The 22,999-nt window shown below is 42.7% G+C and carries 16 protein-coding genes; all 16 read right to left on the bottom strand.

Features of this window, described 5'->3' with window-relative positions:
- A partial coding sequence (locus FQ608_RS27455; protein WP_234364152.1) for a hypothetical protein occupies positions 1 to 215 on the bottom strand: 215 nt, incomplete at its 3' end.
- Between the two features lie 305 nt (positions 216 to 520).
- Positions 521 to 1,864, bottom strand: coding sequence for a hypothetical protein (locus FQ608_RS09605; RefSeq protein ID WP_158857864.1), 1,344 nt, complete (start codon positions 1,862 to 1,864; stop codon positions 521 to 523).
- A gap of 195 nt (positions 1,865 to 2,059) precedes the next feature.
- Complete coding sequence (gene ggt, locus FQ608_RS09610; RefSeq protein WP_158857865.1) at positions 2,060 to 3,853, bottom strand: gamma-glutamyltransferase; 1,794 nt, start codon at positions 3,851 to 3,853, stop codon at positions 2,060 to 2,062.
- A 78-nt stretch (positions 3,854 to 3,931) separates the two neighbouring features.
- Positions 3,932 to 5,656, bottom strand: a complete 1,725-nt coding sequence (locus tag FQ608_RS09615; RefSeq protein ID WP_158857867.1) for a hypothetical protein — start codon at positions 5,654 to 5,656, stop codon at positions 3,932 to 3,934.
- Positions 5,657 to 5,801: 145 nt separating this feature from the next.
- Positions 5,802 to 7,031, bottom strand: coding sequence for an aminotransferase class V-fold PLP-dependent enzyme (locus tag FQ608_RS09620; RefSeq protein WP_158857869.1), 1,230 nt, complete (start codon positions 7,029 to 7,031; stop codon positions 5,802 to 5,804).
- A gap of 4 nt (positions 7,032 to 7,035) precedes the next feature.
- Complete coding sequence (locus FQ608_RS09625; protein WP_158857871.1) at positions 7,036 to 8,868, bottom strand: CocE/NonD family hydrolase; 1,833 nt, start codon at positions 8,866 to 8,868, stop codon at positions 7,036 to 7,038.
- Positions 8,869 to 8,892: 24 nt separating this feature from the next.
- Positions 8,893 to 10,467 (bottom strand): SusD/RagB family nutrient-binding outer membrane lipoprotein, encoded by a 1,575-nt coding sequence (locus FQ608_RS09630; RefSeq protein ID WP_158857872.1) that lies wholly within the window; start codon positions 10,465 to 10,467, stop codon positions 8,893 to 8,895.
- Positions 10,468 to 10,514: 47 nt separating this feature from the next.
- Complete coding sequence (locus FQ608_RS09635; protein ID WP_158857874.1) at positions 10,515 to 13,925, bottom strand: SusC/RagA family TonB-linked outer membrane protein; 3,411 nt, start codon at positions 13,923 to 13,925, stop codon at positions 10,515 to 10,517.
- Between the two features lie 124 nt (positions 13,926 to 14,049).
- On the bottom strand, positions 14,050 to 15,003 hold the full coding sequence (locus FQ608_RS09640) for a FecR family protein (RefSeq protein WP_158857876.1): 954 nt from the start codon (positions 15,001 to 15,003) through the stop codon (positions 14,050 to 14,052).
- A gap of 81 nt (positions 15,004 to 15,084) precedes the next feature.
- Positions 15,085 to 15,651, bottom strand: a complete 567-nt coding sequence (locus tag FQ608_RS09645) for an RNA polymerase sigma-70 factor (protein WP_158857878.1) — start codon at positions 15,649 to 15,651, stop codon at positions 15,085 to 15,087.
- 321 nt (positions 15,652 to 15,972) lie between these two features.
- Entirely contained in the window at positions 15,973 to 17,508 is a 1,536-nt protein-coding gene (locus FQ608_RS09650) for a sulfatase family protein (RefSeq protein ID WP_158857880.1), read from the bottom strand.
- 66 nt (positions 17,509 to 17,574) lie between these two features.
- Positions 17,575 to 17,799 carry a four helix bundle protein gene (locus FQ608_RS09655; RefSeq protein WP_158857882.1) on the bottom strand — a complete coding sequence of 75 codons (225 nt, stop codon included), beginning with the start codon at positions 17,797 to 17,799 and terminating at the stop codon, positions 17,575 to 17,577.
- A gap of 273 nt (positions 17,800 to 18,072) precedes the next feature.
- Positions 18,073 to 18,957: a DUF488 domain-containing protein gene (locus tag FQ608_RS09660; protein ID WP_158857884.1), complete on the bottom strand. Its 885-nt coding sequence runs from the start codon at positions 18,955 to 18,957 to the stop codon at positions 18,073 to 18,075.
- A gap of 45 nt (positions 18,958 to 19,002) precedes the next feature.
- Positions 19,003 to 19,155, bottom strand: a complete 153-nt coding sequence (locus tag FQ608_RS09665; RefSeq protein WP_158857886.1) for a hypothetical protein — start codon at positions 19,153 to 19,155, stop codon at positions 19,003 to 19,005.
- Positions 19,156 to 19,330: 175 nt separating this feature from the next.
- Positions 19,331 to 22,408: a type I restriction endonuclease subunit R gene (locus FQ608_RS09670; protein ID WP_158857888.1), complete on the bottom strand. Its 3,078-nt coding sequence runs from the start codon at positions 22,406 to 22,408 to the stop codon at positions 19,331 to 19,333.
- Entirely contained in the window at positions 22,395 to 22,949 is a 555-nt protein-coding gene (locus FQ608_RS09675) for a DUF4062 domain-containing protein (RefSeq protein WP_158857890.1), read from the bottom strand. The genes FQ608_RS09670 and FQ608_RS09675 overlap by 14 nt, the downstream gene beginning before the upstream one ends.
- Positions 22,950 to 22,999 lie beyond the last annotated feature (50 nt).

Below are 22,999 nucleotides of genomic sequence, written 5' to 3' on the forward strand. Positions count from 1 at the left end.
GGATGACGCGGATTTTTTTGGATCGGAATAATCTCGACATCAATAAAAACAATCCCTACAATCCGCCAAATCCGTGTTCCATTCGCTTCGAAGTAAAATAGAACACGGATGACTCGGATAAAACGGATGACGCGGATTTTTTTGGATCGGAATAATCTCGACATCAATAAAAACAATCCGTACAATCCGCCAAATCCGCCAAATCCGTGTTCCATTCGCTTCGAAGTAAAATAGAACACGGATGACTCGGATAAAACGGATAAAGCGGATTTTTTTGGATCGGAATAATCTCGACATCAATAAAAACAATCCGTACAATCCGCCAAATCCGTGTTCCATTTGCTCCGAAGTAAAATAGAACACCGATGACGCGGATGAATCGGATGACGCGGATTTTTTTGGATCGGAATAATCTCGACATCAATAAAAACAATCCGTAGAAATCCCTACAATCCGCCAAATCCGTGTTCCAATCGCTTCGAAGGGCATTATATATTACGAATGATATGGATGAACCGACCTATTTTTTGAACGCATCCGGAATGATAAACTCATACCCAGCAGGCGGCCAAGGCCCAATACTTTGCCCTGTAGGCCTTGATGCTTTGGGGCGGATAGGTTCGTGGCCAACTGCCGAATAAGTAATGGCCAAATGCGGCGTTTGTCTTTCTTTACCCCCATCCTGTACCAAGGATCTTATGCCTGCATCCATAATGCCGCTTGTCATCAAGGTACGCTCCACGGGGGCGGTAGGTTTGCCCGTCACAAAAAACTTCTGAATGTTTAATGTCAAGTAACTAAAATGGGAATAGCTCATGCTGTGGTCCAGTACAAATTCGGTGGCTACCGTTTTACCATCCGCGTTGGCCGCATAGGCCCAGCTAGAATTTACATAGCCCGTAAGCATCACAATTGCCCCCTTAGTGCCGTCGCTATACCGGATAATTACCGCATGGGGATCCGATTCCAATTCCCTCATATTTCCTTCCTTTTTACCTCGAATGGCGTTACAGCCTGCCTCTACCAAGTCTAGTGAAATTTCACCCGAATCCATCGCTTTCCATACTGCCTCGCCACGAATACCTTTAACACTTTGCACACCCGTTTCCCCTCCTTTCCTCCGTTCTACCATGCATTGAAGAATCTCGGCAACGTGAAATCCATAGGAATCAAGCGATGAATAGCCGATCGCCACAGCTTCCGTAATCTCAACTCCAAGTGGGTGCTCCATCGGCTTATCCCTCCAGGCAAATGGCAAAGAGGACCCAGCCATCATTGGGACATTGAGTTCCTGGGCACGGTCGTAGATCCACTTGCTATCCAGCCAGCTATAGGCCAAATGCTTATCCGTAAAAAGCGGCACCGATCTATTAGAGGCATCGAAGACCCTGAAAATTTGCTCCAAATAATTCATCCGGGGATACATTTTGACACCTAACCGGCTTTTTGGATACTCTCCATGTTCACCAATGTACAGGACCGCATCTACAGCCAACATATCTCCCCCCAATGTAAGTGCTTCGGCGATAGTTGGGTAAAGCGTGGCACCGTTCATCTTTGCTATCCGAACGCCGGTGTCATTCTCCCCAATCTGATCAATCCATACCGAAACGATCTCAATCTCAGGTGTAACCATACCCTCATCGGTGGGAATGCCCGCAAATATCTTTGTAGCAATCACATCCGCATGGGCACTATTCCGGTAAATGTTCGCAATCAGGGCAATTTTCTTTTTTTCCCTCTTAGCTGCAAATACAGTTTCAAAAGTAGCTCCCATCGCTGATGTGGAAACTGCAACTAAAGAGGATGCTAACACAGATTGCTTTAAAAATTTTCTTCGGGGATAGTCGTTCTTCTTATTCATAGAAATTATTCATTTTGAAGGATTGATCAATTAACCAGCATGTAACATTTTTCTAAAAACCAGAGCAATTTGCTGTGATTGGGTGATTCTTTTGAAGAAAAACCTTCCAAGTTTTACCAGTTGAATTTTAACAAAGAGCTGATTTTCAAAAAACTTGGAAGGTTTACGGAATAAGATAATCGACTTATACGACCGCTACCAACCTACGGCATAGCCATTTCTCCTAGGATCTGCCCCTCCCATCAACCAGCCTGTGGAATAGTCAATCGTAATGCCCTGCGCACCGCCCACCGTCATGGACCATGGACCCAAACTGGAATCCAACTGAAATCCCATTTTGCGTAAATCGCTTAAGACGCCTTCCCCTACCCTTGTCTCCATTATAACCTCCTTAGCAGGCACCGACCCCAATTCATCTTTCCAGCGAAAACGTGGCGCACTGATGGCATCTTGAATATTCATGCCAAAATCTATATGATTCATCGCTACCTGCGGTACGGACTGTAAGATTCCAAAACTTCCAGGGGAACCAACGATAAGTTCCGGCCTACCGTTTTTATGAAACTGCATCATTCCTCCCACACACCAGCCTACACCCTTGCCCGGTTCCACACTATTGGCCAAGCCGGGTTCTTTGGACATCCAATCCAAGGCACTATTAAAGATTAATCCTGTCTTTCCCGCAATATAGCCCGAGCCGAAACCTCCACCATGGGTCTGTATAATTACCGCCGCATTTCCCCATTCATCCACAACTGACAAGCTTGTGGTGGCATACTGATAGGACGAGTAAATTTCTTCACTAATAGCTGTTGTGGGCAAAGTCTCACCATTCCCCACCGTAGCCTGAGTTTTTCTTTCAGAGACACGCTGCCTAACCTTTTCCCGCTGTTGATCCAAGTAAGCATCGGACAGCAACATGTCGACAGGAACCTCCACATATTCGGGATCTCCTACATATTTATCTGTATCCAATCTACATAGATAGATAGCTTCCATTAGATGGGCGAGGTACTCGGTGCTATTATGTCCCATTTTTTGGACATCAAAGCCCTCCATGATTTTTAGGGTCTGAAGCTGCTGTATACCCATTCCCGGAGGGGGATGGTTGTAGACTGTATAGCCTTTATAAGTAATAGATATTGGATCCACCCACTGAACCTTATCCAGAACAGTGGCTAAATCTTTGGCCGTTACAAATCCTCCATCGGCTTTAAACGCAGCCTCAATTTCTTTTGCCAATTCTCCTTTGTAAAAATAATCAGCACCATTTTCCACTATCCTCTTCATGGTTTGTGCCAAAGGTTTATTAGTAAAAAAATCGCCGATTTTATAGGGTGACTTATCTGCCTTTAACAGAATATTAACCGACTCAGTATGCGGAAGCACACGCTGCAAAGTTCCTTCCCACATCGCTTGGTCAAATTCGGTGATAGGTACCCCCTCTTCCAAATATTTAATCGCCGGGGCAAAAACCTGACCCAAATTCATGGTACCGTAGTCAGTCAAAGCCCGGTTCCAACCCGCCAAATTCCCTGGAACCGCGACAATTTTAGGACCTACCGTCTCTATCGCACCATGCCCTGCCCCATCCTCTGCCATAGTCGCTCCGCGAAGTTTGTCGGCATCGAATGTTTCAGGTACCCATCCCCCGAAAATAAGGGATCGGGTTCTGTTTTCTTTGACATCGTAATACAGCAAGTACCCTACCCCTGCTACCCCTGACATATAGGGTTCTACCGCATTAAGCGCGGCTGCGGCAGCAACGATGGCATCTATTGCATTACCACCCTTAATCAACATCTCTTGACCTGCCAGAGTTGCCAGCGGATTTGCCGTAGCAACCATACCCCTTTTACCCATTGCCGCCGGACGAAGGTTCTCTTTAGCCACTTGTGCATGAAGGGGCATATAAATGAAACTAGTGAAAACGAAAAACAGAAAAATTCTAATGGCCTTTCTAAAATTTGATGGATATAGGTATGTCATAATTTTCAGTTTTCGATTGAAATAAATATTTGATTTCCAAGCATGCTCAATGGCGTTATGAGACTTTGTTTCTCTGATTTATGTGATCCGTATTTTATGGTGAAAGGGAGTAAAGCCGGTGAGAAACACGGTAGGCGCACTCATTCTTGGCAGCGATCCCCGAATTTCCACCCACTTATGACTATGAATTCCAGGCCCAAAATGAATTGATTCTCCTTCCGCTGTATAGGTGCCCCACCCTTCTTTCAAGTAGTAAACATCTTCCATGTCGGGATGATCCTCAACTCCGGAAAATGATCCGCCTGGCCGGAAAATCAATTCCAAAGCCAGCGGTACATGATCTGTTCCCTTGATATCAATTTCCAATTCAAAACCACCCGCTATCTCACCAATACTCACGGTGGCAGTATACTTCTGCACCTCTGACTGGGGGCGAAGTGTCCTGGGCATTTTTTCCCAATCACCGTCCTCCGGCAAATGTTCCACCGGCAAAGGTTGGTAATACGGACCTTCAAGGCTACTAGTTAATATGTACTTTCCATTCTTTTGTTCCATGTTCGCAGATGAAAACTGCCCTTTACCGAAAAACGCACTTGCAAACCTAATGCCTTGGATAACTGCTTTCTTTTTGTGAAAAGTAAAAAAGGAAGCGGAATTAAGCAGTATAGATCCATCATAGTCCCTCCTGCGGATTCTGGTAAGGCCTGAGTGCGAAAACACCTTGACGTAATCTATCGGTAAAGGACTGCTGCCTGGCAAAGTTTGCCATAGACTTGGGTCTTCCAAAAAGTAGTGAAGAAAGCCTGTGATTTTCGCAAAGGCTGTCTCCTCAATTAAACGGCATGCGGCAGCAAATTGGGAATTATTATCTTTTATCGCCAAATACCGATAGGGGTAGTAGTAATTTTCCAGCGTTCCGATGATGGAATTATCTTGCCTGCCGGAAGCTTCGGTGACAATCTCTCCATTGGGATGAAGGTAGTAAAAGGTCATTTCGAGATTTTTCCGCACATAATCCAGCAGTTCCGGTTTATCGAAACCCCTAGCCGTGCTAATCAAAACACGATTGCTGAGCGATGAATAAATGTAGCTACTTCTTTCATTGTATTGTCCATCGGGATCTATGTCAATTTTTTCCGCCAACCATTCCTCAGCACGGTTTAGATACCCTGAATCTGGGTCAATTTTATACATCTCCGCCAATGCGGAACAGACCACCCATCTGTGGTTTGGGGTGTGAATCCCTCCAATTTTCAGACATTCCCCTGCTTTATCCAGAAACTGGCGTAAAGGGGTCAAAAGTGTCGCTTTGTTTGATATGCTACTTTCTCCCAACAATCGATAACCTGGCGCCAACCATTTGACAATAAAGGCTGTATCGGGTGTAGAGTGAAAGTTGGTCGAAACCAAGTCTATGGTCCCATCTTCATGCTGAACGGATTTCAGGAATTCACTACATGCTATTAGGGATGATACAAGCTCTTGATCACCATAAAATGAAGATTCCTCCGAAACTAAAGCGTTTAAGCCAGTTTTTATCAGCGAAGTAGCAGAATGAGCGGTCGCCATTCCGTAAGCGTCAAGAACGCCCCCATAATTAGAGGATTCCTTATCACTAATAAAACGTTGAAGAATGTTACTGAGATTGGTATCATTCTGTTTGATTAGTCTGATTAGCCAATCTGGCTTTTCAGATTGATCTTTATCCTCTAGCGAAATTGAATTATCTAAAAATAAGTTGGGGACAAACGGTGCAAATAAGGCCACTTGGGTGTTTTGTTTGATAAATTTTCTTCGGTTCATTTAGGGGTTTTGTCTAATTTAATGAATCAAGATAGAAAAATTCGACAACTTTCCCTTTGTACCCCGGAATAAAATCCGGGGCACTTTCAATTCATACATTCAATTCATTGGTAATCCATACAGGTACTCTCAAATTTGACCGATACTACGCAATTGATTCAAGAAGTGCTTCACGTAGCTTTTTGGCCACAATTTTGTCTTGTCCCTTTTGAAGCATAAATACCGCTACACGGATATAATCATCACTTTCCCAGGAAATTGTTTCTATCGAAGGAGTTCCATTTCGCATTTTTTCACCCAGAAGTTTTCCTGTCAGGTTGATTTTATTTTTGTCCCAAGTGACTTTCAGCGTTGGGTTTTCATTGGCAATTTCGGGGATAACCGTCTCAGTTTGTATTCCAGGTATATCCTCAATGGCACTAGCTATATGCGAAACCTGTTTTTCCCATGATTTCCAGATCTTATCGTGATCCCTGTTTATGAATGTCTCTAAAGCCACATACATTCCTAGAATCTCTTCCTTGTTCACTTTATTTCCCCTACCAATATTCCCACCTCTGGGAGGTGCACTTAATCGGGCGGCTTCAATCAGTTCTTTTTTCCCCATCAAGATACCGGCACTTTGCGGACCGCATAAGGCCTTTCCACCGGAGATGGCTACTAGATCATAGCCCATATCGTTGTACTTCCATAGATTTTCCACTGGGGGAACATCTGCTGCTATATCGTTCATGGTGGGAATATTGTGTTTTTTTGCAACTTCCAACCATTCCGCATGTTTGATTTTACCCAGAGGTTCTTCTCTATTTAAGAACCACATCATAGCCGTTTTTTCACTTATAGCTGCCTCCAGTTCCGCACGGGTTTCGATGAGCACCAGTTTTGCCCCTGTATTGGTAAGGGCATGGTGATAGCCATTGGCATGTGTTTTTTGGAGGATAATTTCGCTTTTCATACCGCTGCCTTCCAAGAAAGGGAGCATGGCCACTTTTTTAGTATCCTTACCCGTAAGTACACCAGCAGTTCCCAAAACAAGTGCAGACCAACAGCCAGCAGTGACCATGGCTCCTTCCGCATGGCAGAGCGCAGCAATTTTTTTACCCACGGCATCCTGCACATCATCCAACATCACATAGTGCTTGGCGGATTCGTTGATTGTTTCCATCACCTCATCCGGCATTAAGGAGGCGGTCATAGAAGTATAGTTTCCGGCAGCGTTTATAAAGGTGCGCAAGCCCAGTTCCTGTATTAGATTTCGTTTTGCAGGTGCAGCGGCGGCAGACGCCATATTTGGTATCAATAAGCTACTCCCAAATACCCCTCCCAATAAGGGAAGGGTAGAGAGTCGTTTTAACAGTTTTCTTCTTGAAATCATAATCCTAAAATCCTTTAACTAATGGCAAAACAATATGACTTGGTCTAGCCCCTCCGTGGTGAATGGACTGCTGGGCAATCCTTACCTCTGCATCGCTACCTAATGGTTTCCCAGTATTTGGATTTCGGTCAAATTGCGGAAAATTACTGGATGTAATGTCAATTCGGATACGGTGGCCTGGCTTAAACACATTTGCAGTTCCCATCATTTCAATTTCGAACTCATAAACCTGATTTGGTGTGAGAAGATTTATTTTATCCAAACCGTCTTTAAATCGGGCACGAAGGATTCCCTCCGAAACGGGGTAGGCGCTACCGTCGGGATATACATCCACCAACTTGATCATCCAGTCCGTGTCCGGTCCGTCCGTAGCTGCGTGAAGTTTCATTTTGATAGGTCCGGCTACTGTCAAGGCTTCCGTCAAAAACTCTGACGTGTAAACCAACACATCGTTTCTGCGCTCGATATTTCGCTGATCCTTGGGGCCTGCTATGGTAGGTGTACCGCAGCAGTTGTTTCCTCCATAGGTCATTACCGGGTGGTTGGGGTCATACAGGTATTTGTCCAACCCACTTTTTGAAGGCTTGTCAAAAGAAAGTTTTCCTCCACCACGCAATGTGTTTGCCGGCTCATTACCAGAAAGATATAGCTCTTTATACTGAGTTCCAGGAATGGGCCAGTTGTCTTCCTGACGCCACTGGTTTTCTCCCATATAGAATATCTTTACGGGCTTTTCAGTGTCAATTCCGTTTTGAATCCCTTTTAGGTGAAAATCATAATACCTGAGTTCTTCCTCATAAAGATCAACAAAAGCATGAGCACCAAAATCAAGGTCTCCAAATTTAGTTCCTGGACCGTGACCCCACGGGCCGATGAGGAGTTTTGTACCCTGACGTGCTTCGGGGGTGCCTCCATGATTTTTCATGCCCACATAACCATTTATAGTACCCTGTAAGAAAATATCAAACCATCCCCCGGTATTATAAGCGGGAACCAATACTTTTTCAAACCGCTCCTCGTCGCTGATGGATTTCCAATATTCGTCATAGCTTTCATGTTCCACCCAATCTCTATAATGCTGCACTGCATAACCTGCGCTTTCCAGGTCCCCATCTTTCAGTGGAAGATGCATCAGGATATTGTCATAGGTTAGTTCTTCCGGTGTGTAGGCAGCCGTGTGCCAATATTGGGGTAACATGATCCTATTTGGCATACGGACTACACCCCAACCGTAGTTGAAACTTAGACGATAAGCACCCCCCATGGTTATCCAGTTGGCATATAAATTCGTGGAAGCTACTGACGGAAAGATGGCGTCTAGGCTTGGTGGACTCTGACTCGCTGCTGCCCACTGATTATGGCCCAAATAGGAACCACCTTGCATAGCAATTTTCCCGTTGGAAAAATCCTGCTCGGCAATCCACTCAATAGTATCATGGCCGTCATTGGCTTCATCCCGGAAGGGTTCCCATTTCCCATCACTTTCATACCGTCCCCTTACATCCTGCACAATGCCAATGTAACCGTTTTGGGCAAATTTCGTCATCCGCTCGTGATGCACATTGTCCCGCTGCAACCCATAAGGTGTCCTCGTTACTATTACCGGATACTTTCCAGGCTTTATGGGACGGTAGATGTCGGCATATAGGATGGTGCCGTCCCGCATAGGAATAGCAACCTGTCGGACAATACGTATCTCATTGAGAACATCGTCAGGTACAGGTGGGGGCATACTCCCATTTAGGCCGATGGAAACGATGAAAAAGAAGATTATTAAAAGGAATCGGCTGATATCAGTCAACTTTTCGGATAAGGTGATTTTTTTTGATTTTTGCATTTTCAATGGATTTTATTTCAGGGGTTATCGTTGATATTGAGGGTCCCACCAAACCGTACTGGTTAGTAAGTTACCTACATTTTGGCGGTTATATGCTTCATAGAAAGCATCCTCATTGAGTGTAATTTCGGAATCTGGGATGATCAACCGTCTAGGAATAGTACCTCCGGTGAGATTTCCCGGATAATTGGTAGGAATAAGGGTTGGATAATTTGTTCTACGCCAATTGGCGAAAATTTCATAGTTATCCAGAAGCAATGAAACCCATTTTTGCGTACTAATTTGTTCTAGTCTTTCGTCAAAAGAACCACCAGAAAGGTAGGGGTTACGGGCCACATAGGATTCAATTTTTTCTTCGGCAATAATTCCCTCATCTCCAAATAACGCCCACTGCCGCATACCAGCCCGAACGGCATCCTCATAGGCGGATTTTGCATCCCCCGAATACCAGCCTCTCAGAGAAGCCTCTGCAAGAAGCAAAAGGGTCTCTGCATTGGTCATCGTCAATATTGGACTGCCAAAATTCAAAATCGTATTTGGATGGGGTTCAGAATAGGTTTGGAAATCGTCCGGCTCGCCGAAAAACGCCCCATTTTTCATTCCTCGCTGAAGGACAGTGGTTGTATCATAAACATATCCACTCCCACCTGGCGCATCCACCCAAACTACGGCGATGACATTAAGCCTTGGGTCGCCGGTGGATTTAAGATGGTCTATCAATGTTTCTGCGTATTTTCCACCCTGTGTATTGCTAATTCCGACTTGGGGATCCTGATAATCTTGTTGAAGCAAGACTGCTGCCTTTGGATTTCGACTGTGAGGAATGGGACCATCCTCAAACGAAACTTTAGCGATATCACTGTCTTCAATTATAACCCCGCCAGCAATTGCTTTTTTGACCCATGTTTCCGCAACATCCGGCTTTGCCTCAGTGAGTCTCATAGCCAGTCGGAGCATAAGGGAATAGGAAAACTTTTTCCATTTTGCGATATCTCCCGAATAAAATAAATCAGAATTTCCAAAGGTTGGCAGGGCTGGATTAAACGCATTCGCCGCATTTTCCAGTTCTTGCAGCATGTTCATGTATATATCTTCTTGCCTATCATAAGCGGGTCGAATATCCCCGTCAAGCACTTTTAGCGCCTGTGAATAGGGTACATCCCCATGTACATCCGTCACAATATGGAACATATATATTTTCCATATTCTTGCCGCGGAGAGCAGGTTGATTTTTTCCGGATCATCCACCACGGCTTGAATAACCCGCTCATTGTCCATCAGGGAAGAATTGTATATTGCCCAGTGGCTTCTTGCCATACTTTCGTTGAAGTATTTATCCCCTGTGCCTCTTACTTCACTGTGGGTTGCAAAATGCTGCATAGCTTGGGCCAAAATAAAATGTTGGCCATCAGCACCATTGGTAAAATTAAAGGCCGCTCCAATAAGTTGGGAATTGGTGAACAGATACTCCGGAACCACATCTTCAAAGGCATCAGGATTTTTGTTTAATTCTGCAAGGTCTGTCAAATCATTACAGCCCAGCCAGCCGAAACTGGCGAATGCTAAAATAATCAGGGAATAATTATATATAAATTTCATGATTGAATACAATTTTAGTTGAATACTCGGTTGTTTAAAATTGCGGATCAAAAACTGATTTTCAGGTTTAATCCTATCTCTCTGGTTCTAGGCAACATGACTCCAGCAAAATTCTGGTTGTTACTGTTGGGGTCAAAACCCTGTTCTGGATCAAAGTGGTCAGAATTCCTGTATATGATTGCGAGGTTTCTGGCAACAAGTGATATTTGGGCAGTATTCAATCCCAAGGCCTGAACTTTACTGGATGGCACATTATAGTTTAAAATGAGGTTTCTAAGTTTGACAAAACTTCCGTCAATCATGAAATTCTCCGAATATTGCCCGTCATTGTTGTAATAGGTGGACATAAAGTTGGCAGGCCAGGTTTGGGTAAATTCATCTCCATTTTCGTCCACACCGGAATAGGTAAGTCCATCTTCTCTTCCTGGCAATGTCTCCTTAAGCAGTCCAAAGCGCCACATATATTGCTTGTTCTGGGAAAAGAAATGGTTGCCGAACTTACCGTCTAAGAGAATATTTAGAGAAAAGCTCTTATAGGAAAAGGTGTTTTCAAAGCCCATAGTATAAGGAGGCACACCTATGCCGAGCGGCTGTACAGGACCTAACATCGCATAGCGGCTTCTACTGTTATACACCCTCACCCCCTCTTCGTTATACATGTAACTTCTGCCAAACCGGGTACTCAAATCTTTTCCAAGCAAGCTACTAGCCCCCGTAGCCTGGCCTTCGGCAAGCGTGATAACCCGGTTTTCATTATAACCCAAATTATAACTGGTAGACCAAGTGAAGTTGCCAGACTTAACTGGAACTCCCGTTAATAAAAGTTCGACACCCCGATTCCTTATTTTTCCGACATTTAACAGTATAGAAGTGGCACCGGATGATGGAGCAATCCCAGTAGGAACAATATCATCTGTATTCATCCTCCGGTAATAGGTGAGGTCAATGCCCAATCTTCCCTGCAGGAAACTTGCATCCAAACCTACCTCAAAGGTAGTAGATGTCAGGGGCCTTAGATCAGGATTTGAAATGGCAGTCGATGAAGTTTGTACCGGCACTCCCATATGTCCTCCCTGCCTAAACCCGAAAAGTTGGTTAATGGCGTAGGGTGAAACAGTGGCACTTCCTACTTCAGCCCATGAGCTGCGGAACTTGGCAAATTCAATGCTTTGGGGAAGTTTGAACAAGCTGGATAGAATAACGTTTCCTCCGATCGAAGGATAAAAAATCCTGTTATTCCCAGTACTTAAAGTGGAAAACCAGTCCTGACGGGCTGTCAAGCTCAGATAAATGGTCTCCTTATAGTTGAAATCCGTTGATGCGAATAACGAATTGGTACCCGACCGGACCAATGCCTTATCAGGAACTAAAATAGCTAGATTGGCATGGCTGATCCAATCAGGTATAATGAATTCTGAACCAACCAATGACGTGGAAAAATTATTGTCTCTTTCCAAGTTTGCCCCTGCCATGGCAGCGAAATTAAAATGCTCAAAAAACCCTGTGCTGTAATTGGCAATCAATCTGGCGTTAGTTCTAGACTGCTCATCGCTTACAGATCTATACGTGCCAAGGGGCCGGAATGCTGTGCCTTTAGGGTAATAATCCTCACCATTCCAACTGCTAAAGTCACGCATAAAATCAGCTTTGATAAACATGTTTGGCAAAACGTCATAGGTCAAGCTGGCTTGGGAAATCACGCGGTTTCGATAATCTTCGTTCCTCATCTTATCCCTAGCAAAATAGGGGTTTGTTGCTTGGTTGACGTGCTGCCATTCGACTTCCTGACCCGTCTCGGGATCGTAGCCCGGGGCGAGGCTACGGATATCCACCGTATTTGCCAGCAAGTAAACACCCCACGCTGAGTTTGTCCCCACATATCCTACACCGGGTCTGTTTACGCCCGCTTCATAATTGTATTGGATTTGGGTATCAAAGCTTAGTTTGTCGCTTAGAAATGTTTTTAGATTTAAATTGGCTGTTTGTCTACTAAAGTTTGAGCCGTGAACAATGGCCTGCGATCTCAAATCAGACATGGAAAAGCGGTAAACAACATTTTCATTTCCACCTGAAATAGCAACCGTATTTACCACATTGGTACTTGACCTATAGAAATTTTGAATATTATCCTTCACATTTACCGGCGAATAGGGTCGCATCACACCGTCAAACTGAACATACGGTTGGCCATCCATCTTCTCCCCAAAAGACAAGCGCCCGGTACTTTTGGCTTCTCCCTGATTTCTGGGACGAATCCCCAAACTTCCCTGCCCGTACTCATATTGATAGTCCGGAAAGATATTGATGGTTCCAACAGTGACATTGGAATTTATTTCGACACCCATGCCCTTCTTACCCCTGGCACCCTGTTTGGTTGTGATCAGAATAACGCCATTGGCCGCTTGACTTCCATAAAGCGCTGCGGCAGCACCACCCTTCAACACGGATATGGATTCAATATCATCCGGATTAATACTTTGAATTCCATCGCCCAAGTCAGTTGTAGCTCCGTTTGCCTGATCAAGTATAGTAGTAGGATTATTGGCGATGGGCATTCCGTTGATAACGTATAGGGGTTGGTTATTCCCATTGAGGGATCCGTTTCCCCGTATCACCACCCTGCTGGAGCTTCCCGGGCCGCTAGCCATACTTGTGGCGTTTACGCCGGCGATTTTTCCGGTAAGGGAATTGGCAATATTTGTTTCTCTTGCCTGAGTGAATTCCTCTCCTCTAACTTCCGTGACGGAATATACCAGCGACTCTTTTTTTCTTTCCAGGCCAAAAGCTGTGACCACTACCTCCCCCAATGCCTGTGATTCATCGTCTAGAGTAATCGTAAGCGAGGTCTGCCCCCCTACGATTACCTCTTTGGTAGCATAGCCTATAAATGAAACAACCAATACGGCTCCCTCTGCCACATCCAATACAAAGCTGCCAGACAAATCCGTAACTGTCCCGATAGTCGTACCTTTGACAAGTACAGAGGCCCCTGGTATAGGTTCTCCCGAAGCGTCTTGGATTACCCCACTGATTTGGGGACGATTTGGTTCAGTTGATTCCATCCTTTCGGCCACCGTCTGTGTATTATCCCGTGATTCGAGGGGACTTGGGACCACATAAATGGTGTTGTTTAACCGTCTAAAATCAAAATCCGAGGTTTCTGCGAGGTATTCCAAAACCTCCCTCAGATTACTGTCCGTAAATGTAAAACTGAAAGACTTTTTGCTTTTGGCTATACTTTGGTTGTAGGTAAACCGGAAAGATGTTTTGTCCTGAATTTGTTCTAACACCTCCTTAAATGACTTGGATTCTACGTTGATGTTAATTTTAACATCTTCCAGATTCTGGCTGTTTGAAGGCGTTGCCAGGATGAACTGCATCGCCATTATTTGTACAAAGAAGGCATAGAAAAGCCCTTTTGATGCCATGATCAATAGTTTTAGTAAATTAATTTTCATAATTTTGAGTGCTTTAATCTTCTTAGTGAAGTGATTGAATTAATAAGGTTTAAGGCTTGATCCAGAGCTGTGGCCGCAGTCTCTGGATCTTTAATTATGATATTATTTTTTATATCATAGGCATTTAGTTTTTACATTGTTTAATGGTTAATGTGATGGTCTTGGTGGACACATCCGTTTCGTAGGTAAAATCTAGAATATGTGTTAATCCTTTCATAATCGTTTCTATCCGTTCCCCCTCGTACCTGCCGGTTATCAAGCAGTTAACCTTCTTTGAGGACTTGTCCAACGCAATGGTAACTCCATATGCCCTCTCTAGCACATGAAATACTTCTTCCGCTGGTAGCGAATCAAATTGAAGCTTTCGGGTATGCCAGCCTATATAGAAGTCGGGATTTACCTGACTTACTACTATTTCGCTCTCCTGAAGAACCGCCTGCTGACCCGGGGTAAGAAGCACATTGTCCTTTGAAAGCGTATCCGCAACCTTTACGCTCCCTGACGCCACCGTAACTTCGGTAGCCTGAAAGGTGTTGACATTAAAAATAGTACCCAAAACTGTCACTTCCGTTTGATTCGAAATTACTTTAAACGGCTTTACCCGATCGGAGGTCACATCAAAGTATGCTTCCCCATACAACTTCACCACCCGTTCGCTTGAATCAAAAAACTCAGGAAATTCCAATTTGCTATTTTCGTTCAACCGGACCATTGTACCGTCATTAAGGGTGATCGTAGACCGCATGCCTATTTCAGTAGTTTTAACAATCCATTCCGGCTCATGAAGCTGAGGACGGGTAAAAAAATGGATTGCTAAAAACACTAATCCAATGACTAAAACAGAAGCTGCATATTGGCGTGATGAAATTAGAATTTGCCTCAATTTTTTCTTTCTTTTTCTTATCGAAGTAACCTTGGCAAAAACACCGGCTTTGGCTTGCTCTAAATAGGCTACCTCAGGTTCTTCACCCCTTCTTTCAATCTCCTCTAGCAAGGATTCAAACGCCTGCTTCTCATCTTCACCAGATCCTGGGGAAAGAAAACGTTTTGCTAGTTCAAAAATAGTTTGATTTTTCATCAATACCTTAATGGTTATATTAAAGAAGTACCAAAAAGAGAAATGATCAGCTACTCAAACTGAAATAAATATCAAATACTTTTATCCGATTGATAAAACCAGTATCATAACGCTAAGAGTTTGTCTTAAATAATACAGTGCTTTTTTAATGTGGTTTTCGACTGTAAATACAGAAATACCCAATTTCTGGGCGATTTCCTTATTGGAAAGAAAACTAAAACGGCTCAATTCAAACACACTTCTACATTTAGAAGGCAATCGGCGTATAGCTGCCTCGATTGTGGCACGTGTATCCTGTTCAAACAAATATTCTTCCGTCGCATTGGTTGATTCCCAATCCCGGATAAATTCCATCTGTACGCTGTTAAATTTGCTTTTTCGAAAGTGTTTCGCAATCTGATTCTTTGCAGCTCCAAATAAATACGCCTGTAGGTTCTCAATGGTCGGTTTGTCTGGATTCTTCCACAGCCCAATAAATATATTTTGAACCAGATCCTCAGACGTCTCCCTATCCTGCATAATCCTATAAACATACCTATAAACAGTCTGGAAATATCGACTGTATATTACTTCAAAAGCCCGAGAATCAACTGTATCATGTAACAGCAGAAGCAAATCGGTATCGGAAAGGGTGTCTATATGTCTCAAACTCAACTAAATTTAAAGGTATGAAACTCTTTTTCAATAGGCTGGGTTTATTCGAACCGGCATTAAAAACAAAGTGATTATTTAATCAAAAATTGACGGATTCGCAAGTTCTTTCAATTTACCTGTTTCTAAAACTTATCAAAATTTAAATTATTAATTTAATAAAAAAAAATCTTTCCTTTATAAAATCCTAAACGGCAAAACAAAAAATCGCCTGTCAGTTTAGTTGCTTCAACCAGTTCGCTAGTAAAAAAATCAATCTCGAAAAAGGGAATTCACCAATCCTTAGATCACATTTAATTAAACAATGAATTTATCGCATCATTCATACGCCCAAATCACCTGACTCCAGATTTCCGGTCCGTCATTCTTTTGAGGTGGCCCAGGGGTACTTCGGCCATTTTTTATCAGTTGGGCTAGTTCAATTTGCAAAGCGGATCCCTGATCGGGGTGGGCGTCGATAAGGTTTTCCGTTTCTCCAGGATCTGTCGACATGTTATACAACTGCATCTCTGGAAGTCCAACCAAAGCATCACCACTCATCGGTTCGCTCCAGCCACCGGAGCCGGGCCAGAGAATAAGTTTCCAATCCCCTTTTCGAATCGCAAACCTACCCTCAATGGAATGATGGACAACTTGAGGCCTTACTTGGTTGATATTGTTTCCTTTCAATGCATTAAAAAACGAAAAACTGTCTTCGGCAGCATTGGGAGGAAGGTTATATTCTACTAGGTCCGCCACTGTCGCCATCAAATCCGTGGTGCAGATAATTTCATCAGACGTTCTCCCTTCCGATACTTCTTCTGGCCAATGTACAATAAAGGGGACCCGATGACCACCTTCATAGATATCCGCCTTGTGTCCCCGGTAAATATAACTGGGATTATGTCCGACTTTCTTCAGCTCTGGAAAACTGGCCCTCGGTGAGCATCCGTTGTCACTGGTGAAAATAAGAATGGTATTATCCAAGATACCTTTTTCCTCCAAAGCCCGGGTAACCTGACCAACTACATCGTCGACTTGCAGCATAAAATCACCATACATATTCGTATTGCTTTTTCCCATAAATTCAGTGATGGGCAAAATTGGGGTATGGGGAGCCGGCAGGGCAAAATAAAGAAAAAACGGAGTTTTAAGATCCGATTGCTCATGAATATAAGAAACTGCTTTGTCAGCCAGGTGAGGTAAGGCCTGTGTATGGTCAAAATCCGATCCCGTGGGGCCGTTTCTCCAAAAGGCCTTTTCATCCACATTGACCGTCATGCGGTCGGGGACGGCTGTTACCCGGTTATTTTCAACATAGACATAGGGTGGAATGTCCAATGAACTGCTAAATCCAAACGAATAGCTAAACCCCGCTTCCATGGGTCCGTTTTTTATTGGCTGGGTATAATCCACTTCCAAGTTGTTGTCCAGGCTATTTAATTTTTCATAGGGCTGCTTAAATGTCCAATCCCATCCCAGGTGCCATTTGCCAACAAAGGCCGTGTGGTATCCTTTTTCCTGTAATAATTTCCCAACAGTCAGCCGGGTCGAATCTATCAACGCCTTTGAATACCCACCCAAAACTCCGCTTTTTAAGGTAGAACGCCAATTGTACCTGCCTGTGAGAATTCCATACCGGGTAGGCGTGCAGACTGCCGAACTGGTATGGGCATCTGTAAACTGAACCCCACGCGCTGCGAGCCTGTCAATATTTGGAGTAATGATTTTTGACTCCGGGTTATAACAGGACGCATCTCCTATGCCCATATCGTCAGCAAGGATATAGACAATGTTGGGGTGGTTTTGGGCAAGCGCGACAGTAAGTCCAATAAGGATAAAGGCAATGAAAGACAATAGTTTCGGGTAGATCATTTGGTTTTAATGGTTAATGGTTAATGGTTAGTGGTTAATGGGTAATGGTTAATGAATCGCATCCCATTAACCATTGATACTGTTGGCTTTTGCGGATTTTAGTATTGTAGTGATTAGTTTTATTATTTCTATGGCATCTGTGTTGATGCTTTCAAATTGTTCTAAGGTCAGATAATCAGTTTCTTTTAGCAGTTCGAGCCAATAAATGGTTTCGTTGATTTCTTTTTGGGCGATTCCCATTTTGTGTTTGAAGTCGTTTTTTGTTTCTGCCTGTTCAGTAAATGCTGACATCTGCCTCTGTGAGGCAGATCAGAATAATTTCATCTGGTTTTCAACTTTTGGATGAAATGTCCCAATAATCATAAAAGGGTTGTGAGATACGTAATGATTCTTCTGTGTCGTGCCTAAGTAGAAATGTAGGTCTTTGGTCTTTGCAAAGTCATTAAAGTACTTTTTACGAACATCTTCAATTGCTTTGTGCTCATTCCCTTCATGTCGGGTGAGACAGTTCCAATATAGTTGTCCCGTTTCCCAATCTTCAATCATCATATTACTTTCCTTATATTAAAGATGTTTTACGGAGTAATTAAAATCTGGTGACTTTGCAATAGCTTCTGACAAATGCGAACGATGGCACTGACAAGGTTCTGCTTCAAAACATGTTAAAGCAATGCGCTTATAATCTTTTAGCAGTTCTAAAATCTGTATTTGTGATGAAATAGATTCCATTAAGGTTGTATTGCGGTAATCTGCAAATAAACGGTCATAATCTGCCTGCGTCTCTAGTTCTTGACGCTTGTCAGAGTTGATGCCGACTTCAGGAATATGCAAGTATTCAATTTCCAAGCTGTTGCAATACCGTTTCAACAAAGTTTTGCTAAAACCAAACTTCATGCTCAACGGATTTTTCCGAACATCGACTAGCAACTTTACATTATTTTTTACAAGTTTTTGCAAATACATTTCCAAGGAAATGCCTTCATATCCAATGGTAAACAAAGTGGTTTCTTCATCTTTAGGCATTGCATTCTCCACTCGGTCATAAAGTTTACCCGGCAATACATCTTTGGCTATGGTGCTTCGAATGGCATAAAACGGAAAGTTCAAATAGGTATGCTTAATGAGGGCGTTACTGCCCATTTGTCCATAATCCGAAACTATTTCTTGCAAAAGCTTGGCGTCTGCTGGCTTCAGCTTTTGAAAATAGCTTACCAAATCGCTCTTACCATATTTATTTTCGGTTTCTGATAGAAAACCTTTTTTAGCCCTGGTATTCATATCCGCTTTAGCGGAATAGGAGTAACAACCGAATTTATAGGGTATAAAATCATACTCTGGATTTTGCTTTTTCATGGCATACAAAAACAGCAGCTTTTGGAAACGCAGCTTTTCCACTTCGCCACCAAGCAATTCAATTAATCCTAATATAATTTTTCGTCTATAAAACATCTTACAAATTTAGAATTTTTACGCCATTGACTTTATCATACTTTCTCAAAAAGCCACTTCTTCCGCACTAAACTTGTAGTTCAGGGATTTAATCACCGCTTCTTTTTGCTTAACCTCAGTAGTAAAGTCGTCATAGGTGAATACATATCCCTTGGGTAGTCTATCTATAGTAAATGCTATGTATTCAGCTATTTTCATCCTTTTTATTGTAGTGCAAAGGTTCTTAATTTGTCCAGTTTATTAGCAAAAAAACTGGATATTTTTAAATTTTCAAGTTTTTAGTTCGTAAAACTTGACATTTTAGGGTAAGCCCCATTAATCATTAATAATTGACCATTAACCATTATTGAGCATTGGCTCCATTATTTTAGGTTTATTGGCCTATTCTTGGATTATCAATCATTCTTTTCATGGTGTCAAATAATGCCTGGTAGAATGATTCATCTTTTGCGTATAGTTTGTAAAGTTCAAGTTCTTTCCTGCGTTGTTGTCCCATGACATCATCCAAAATCTTCTTAAATGCCAAATCTCTGTTTTGTGCGTCTTTGTTGTCGGCTACTTTGGATTGATAGTCTGGATGCGCTTTTATATGTTTACTTATGGAAATAAACTTTACCCGCTGGTCTTCCGGTGTAGCATCCCAACCATGGAACCATCTTTCATTGAAGGTTCTGATGATTTCATCCAACTGATCTTTTTCATCCTCGCCTCCGTGAGCACCCCTTGGGTTAGGGTTTTGTGGATCTAATTCTGTTGCCGAATCGTCCAATCCAATAGCGTGATTCAGTTTGGTACGCTCTAAACCATAAGTGGACAAATCAACTGATTCCAACAACTCGTCAATCAATGCATCTTCTCTGGTTTTCACAATCAGTTTAGGAATAAGGAATTTCAAAAACCAGAACAGCTTTTCCCATTCCAAGACCTCATAAGGCATAATAGAGGCCATTTGCCCGTATATTTTTACAAACTGCTTGGCTTTAATTTTAAAATCAACCTTCTCTTCTTCCTCTAATTCCAACTCCTGATTAAAACGGTCAGCGGCTACATCAATTATAGGACTGAGTTGCTGGGCATCGACCCCGTCAAAATACTTTTCTACAAAGGATTCTATTTCTGACCATTCATAAACGCCCACATCATCTAATGTACCTTTCAATTCGTGGAGCACATTGATATCTGTAGCCCGGCTCAATGATGTGGAAGTATAAAATGGATCAAAAGAGTTTTTGATGTCATCCACTTGATTGAAGAAATCCAGGATGAACAAGTCTTCTGTTTTCTTGCCCAATTTGTCTGCTGCCCTGTTTAATCTGCTCAATGCTTGTACAGCCAATACACCTTGTAATTTCTTATCCACATACATGGTACAAAGCTTTGGCTGATCAAAACCCGTGAGGTATTTATTAGCGACTACCAACAAGCGATAATCATCAGAATCGAAATTATCCCGGGTGTCCTTTTCTGCAAAACCATTTAATTCTGCCTCAGAGTATTCAACGCCATCAACTGTTTTCTTACCGGAGAATGCAATTGCGATCTTAAATGGATTGCCTTTATCATTCAGGATGTTTCGCATGGCTAAGAAGTAACGAACTGCTGAAATGATATCCTGGGTAACCACCATGCCTTTAGCTTTCCCTTTTAGCTTCTTGGTGTTGTACACTTTACTGATAAAGTGATCCATCATGATTTCTGCTTTGGTGGCGATGGTACGTTTATCCCGCTCTACATAAGCACGTAACTTCTTCTGGGCTTTTTTGGTATCGAAAAGTGGATTATCCTCAATGGATTTTTCTATTTCGTAATAGCTTTTATAGGTAGTATAGTTTGCTAATACATCCAGTATAAAGCCTTCCTCAATGGCTTGTTTCATGGAATACAAGTGAAAAGGCTTGAAAGATCCATCTTCCTGTTTGCTGCCGAAACGCTCAAGAGTTGCATTTTTTGGGGTTGCCGTAAATGCTAAGTAAGATGCATTGCCTTTCATTTTCCGGGCTTGCATGGCTTTCAGGATTTTGTCCTGGGGGTCTTCTTCCTCCCTGTCCTGAGCGGAGTCGAAGGATTCCTCATTTGCTCCCATACCCATGGCCTGATTCATAGTGCCTGCTGCTGTGCCACTTTGAGAACTGTGTGCCTCATCTATGATTACTGCAAATCGCTTGTCGCTCAAATCAGCAATGCCTTCTACAATGAAAGGAAATTTTTGGATAGTGGTAATGATGATCTTTTTGCCTTGTTCCAGGCTGTTTTTCAAATCATTGGAGGAATAAGCTGGAGCAATAATATTTTTGACCTCTGAAAATTCCTTGATATTCTCACGTAGCTGCTTGTCCAGCAGTCTTCTATCTGTCACTACTATTACCGAGTCGAATAAAGGATTCTGAATGCCCTTGGAACCTGGTAGACCTTCTCTTTCGGGATAGGTTTCTATCAACTGATAAGCTGCCCAGGTAATGGAGTTGGATTTTCCCGACCCTGCCGAATGCTGGATCAAATAGGTATGTCCAACACCCTTTTTCGAAGCATGGTTGAGTATTTTCCGTACCACATCCATTTGATGATACCGTGGAAAATATAGTGTTCGCTTATTCAAAGCATCTGTGGCTTTGCCATCAAAGCGAACAAAGTGTTGAATGATATTGGCTAAACTTTCTCTCTTGAAAACTTCTTCCCAAAGGTAAGCAGATTTATGTCCAAATGGATTTGGGGGATTGCCTTTTCCGTCGTTGTGGCCTTTGTTGAATGGTAAAAAAAAGGATTTGTCCCCTTCCAACTTAGTACACATATATACTTCATCCGTATCTACGGCAAAGTGCACAATAGCCCGGCCAAATTGGAGAAGGGGTTGGCGAATGTCTCTATCGTACTTGTATTGCTTAATCCCATGTACTTTGGCGTTTTGTCCTGTCCATTGGTTTTTGAGTTCGAGTGTAGCGATGGCTATACCATTGACAAACACTACCATGTCTATTTCTTCCCGTTGGTTTTCCAGGTTATAGCGAACTTGACGGGTAACGCTGAACTCGTTTTTTTCAAAGTTATCTTTTACCGTTTGACTACTGCTGGCCATGGGCAATTGAAACAGTAAGGTGAAATGAGCATCTTCTACCTCCAACCCTTTTCGAAGCAAACGCAGGATGCCGTATTTTTTCACCATTCGATCGAAGCGTTCCAAAATTTTGAGTCTCCTATCGGTAGATCGCTTTAATTTATCAAGCTCTTCTTTTTGTGTGTTCTCCAAAAAATGCCAAAAACGATTTTCATCCAACGCATATTTAGCGTTGAAATCATTCGCATGACCCATATAAAAGCCATTTCCACTACGATAGATTTCAGCGGGTTCTGAAACCACCATCAAGTCATTCCCTATGTCCTCGGAAGAGGCACCAGTTAAAACTTTTTCTATGGCCGCTTCAAGGGCTGCTTCGTTGGTTTTACTTGTAGTCATGGGCAATTTTTTGTTTTATTTCCAGTCCAGCTTTTGTCAATCGGTAGCACTGTTTCTTACTTTTCGGATTATCTGGAATGGTCATTTCAATCCATTTGTACTCTGTTGCAGGATCAAGATAGTTTTCATTAATATTTGTCCGATGCGTAAATCCCAACCTTTCCATCATTTCATCCCTACATAGCTCTCCATCCAATATCCACAAAAGTCGGTGTCGCAAGTATTCAAGGTATATAAATAATTGATCATGTGCGGTAACCTGGTCGGTGCCCGAAGAAGTGCGCCAAATCATAACCGAAAATGATTTACTATCTTCAAACCCATACTCAACACCCAATATACCCAAGTGGATATCAGCTTTTTTAACTTCATGGAGGTAAACTTTTCCAGGATTATCACCCGTAGCAGCCACTTCTTTAAACAAAAAAACATCAAAAAACAGCATCAACAACTCATCCTCTCGAATATAGGAAGATACAGCTTGCCTAATAGCCGCAAACTCCGTTTGAACACTTGATAAGAGAATTGTTTCTTTGGGCATTCAGATAAATTTACATAGGTCAGTTTAAAAACAAGATTTCAAATTTTTCT

It is taken from the genome of Lunatibacter salilacus (assembly GCF_009797935.1).
Classification (GTDB): Bacteria; Bacteroidota; Bacteroidia; order Cytophagales; family Cyclobacteriaceae; genus Lunatibacter; species Lunatibacter salilacus.

Bases quoted from the DNA above. Each gene is read 5' to 3' on its own strand.
- FQ608_RS09605 (WP_158857864.1), bottom strand. From the start codon at position 1,864: ATGAATAAGAAGAACGACTATCCCCGAAGAAAATTTTTAAAGCAATCT.
- ggt (WP_158857865.1), bottom strand. From the start codon at position 3,853: ATGACATACCTATATCCATCAAATTTTAGAAAGGCCATTAGAATTTTT.
- FQ608_RS09615 (WP_158857867.1), bottom strand. From the start codon at position 5,656: ATGAACCGAAGAAAATTTATCAAACAAAACACCCAAGTGGCCTTATTT.
- FQ608_RS09620 (WP_158857869.1), bottom strand. From the start codon at position 7,031: ATGATTTCAAGAAGAAAACTGTTAAAACGACTCTCTACCCTTCCCTTA.
- FQ608_RS09625 (WP_158857871.1), bottom strand. From the start codon at position 8,868: ATGCAAAAATCAAAAAAAATCACCTTATCCGAAAAGTTGACTGATATC.
- FQ608_RS09630 (WP_158857872.1), bottom strand. From the start codon at position 10,467: ATGAAATTTATATATAATTATTCCCTGATTATTTTAGCATTCGCCAGT.
- FQ608_RS09635 (WP_158857874.1), bottom strand. From the start codon at position 13,925: ATGAAAATTAATTTACTAAAACTATTGATCATGGCATCAAAAGGGCTT.
- FQ608_RS09640 (WP_158857876.1), bottom strand. From the start codon at position 15,003: ATGAAAAATCAAACTATTTTTGAACTAGCAAAACGTTTTCTTTCCCCA.
- FQ608_RS09650 (WP_158857880.1), bottom strand. From the start codon at position 17,508: ATGATCTACCCGAAACTATTGTCTTTCATTGCCTTTATCCTTATTGGA.
- FQ608_RS09655 (WP_158857882.1), bottom strand. From the start codon at position 17,799: ATGTCAGCATTTACTGAACAGGCAGAAACAAAAAACGACTTCAAACAC.
- FQ608_RS09660 (WP_158857884.1), bottom strand. From the start codon at position 18,957: ATGTTTTATAGACGAAAAATTATATTAGGATTAATTGAATTGCTTGGT.
- FQ608_RS09665 (WP_158857886.1), bottom strand. From the start codon at position 19,155: ATGAAAATAGCTGAATACATAGCATTTACTATAGATAGACTACCCAAG.
- FQ608_RS09670 (WP_158857888.1), bottom strand. From the start codon at position 22,408: ATGACTACAAGTAAAACCAACGAAGCAGCCCTTGAAGCGGCCATAGAA.
- FQ608_RS09675 (WP_158857890.1), bottom strand. From the start codon at position 22,949: ATGCCCAAAGAAACAATTCTCTTATCAAGTGTTCAAACGGAGTTTGCG.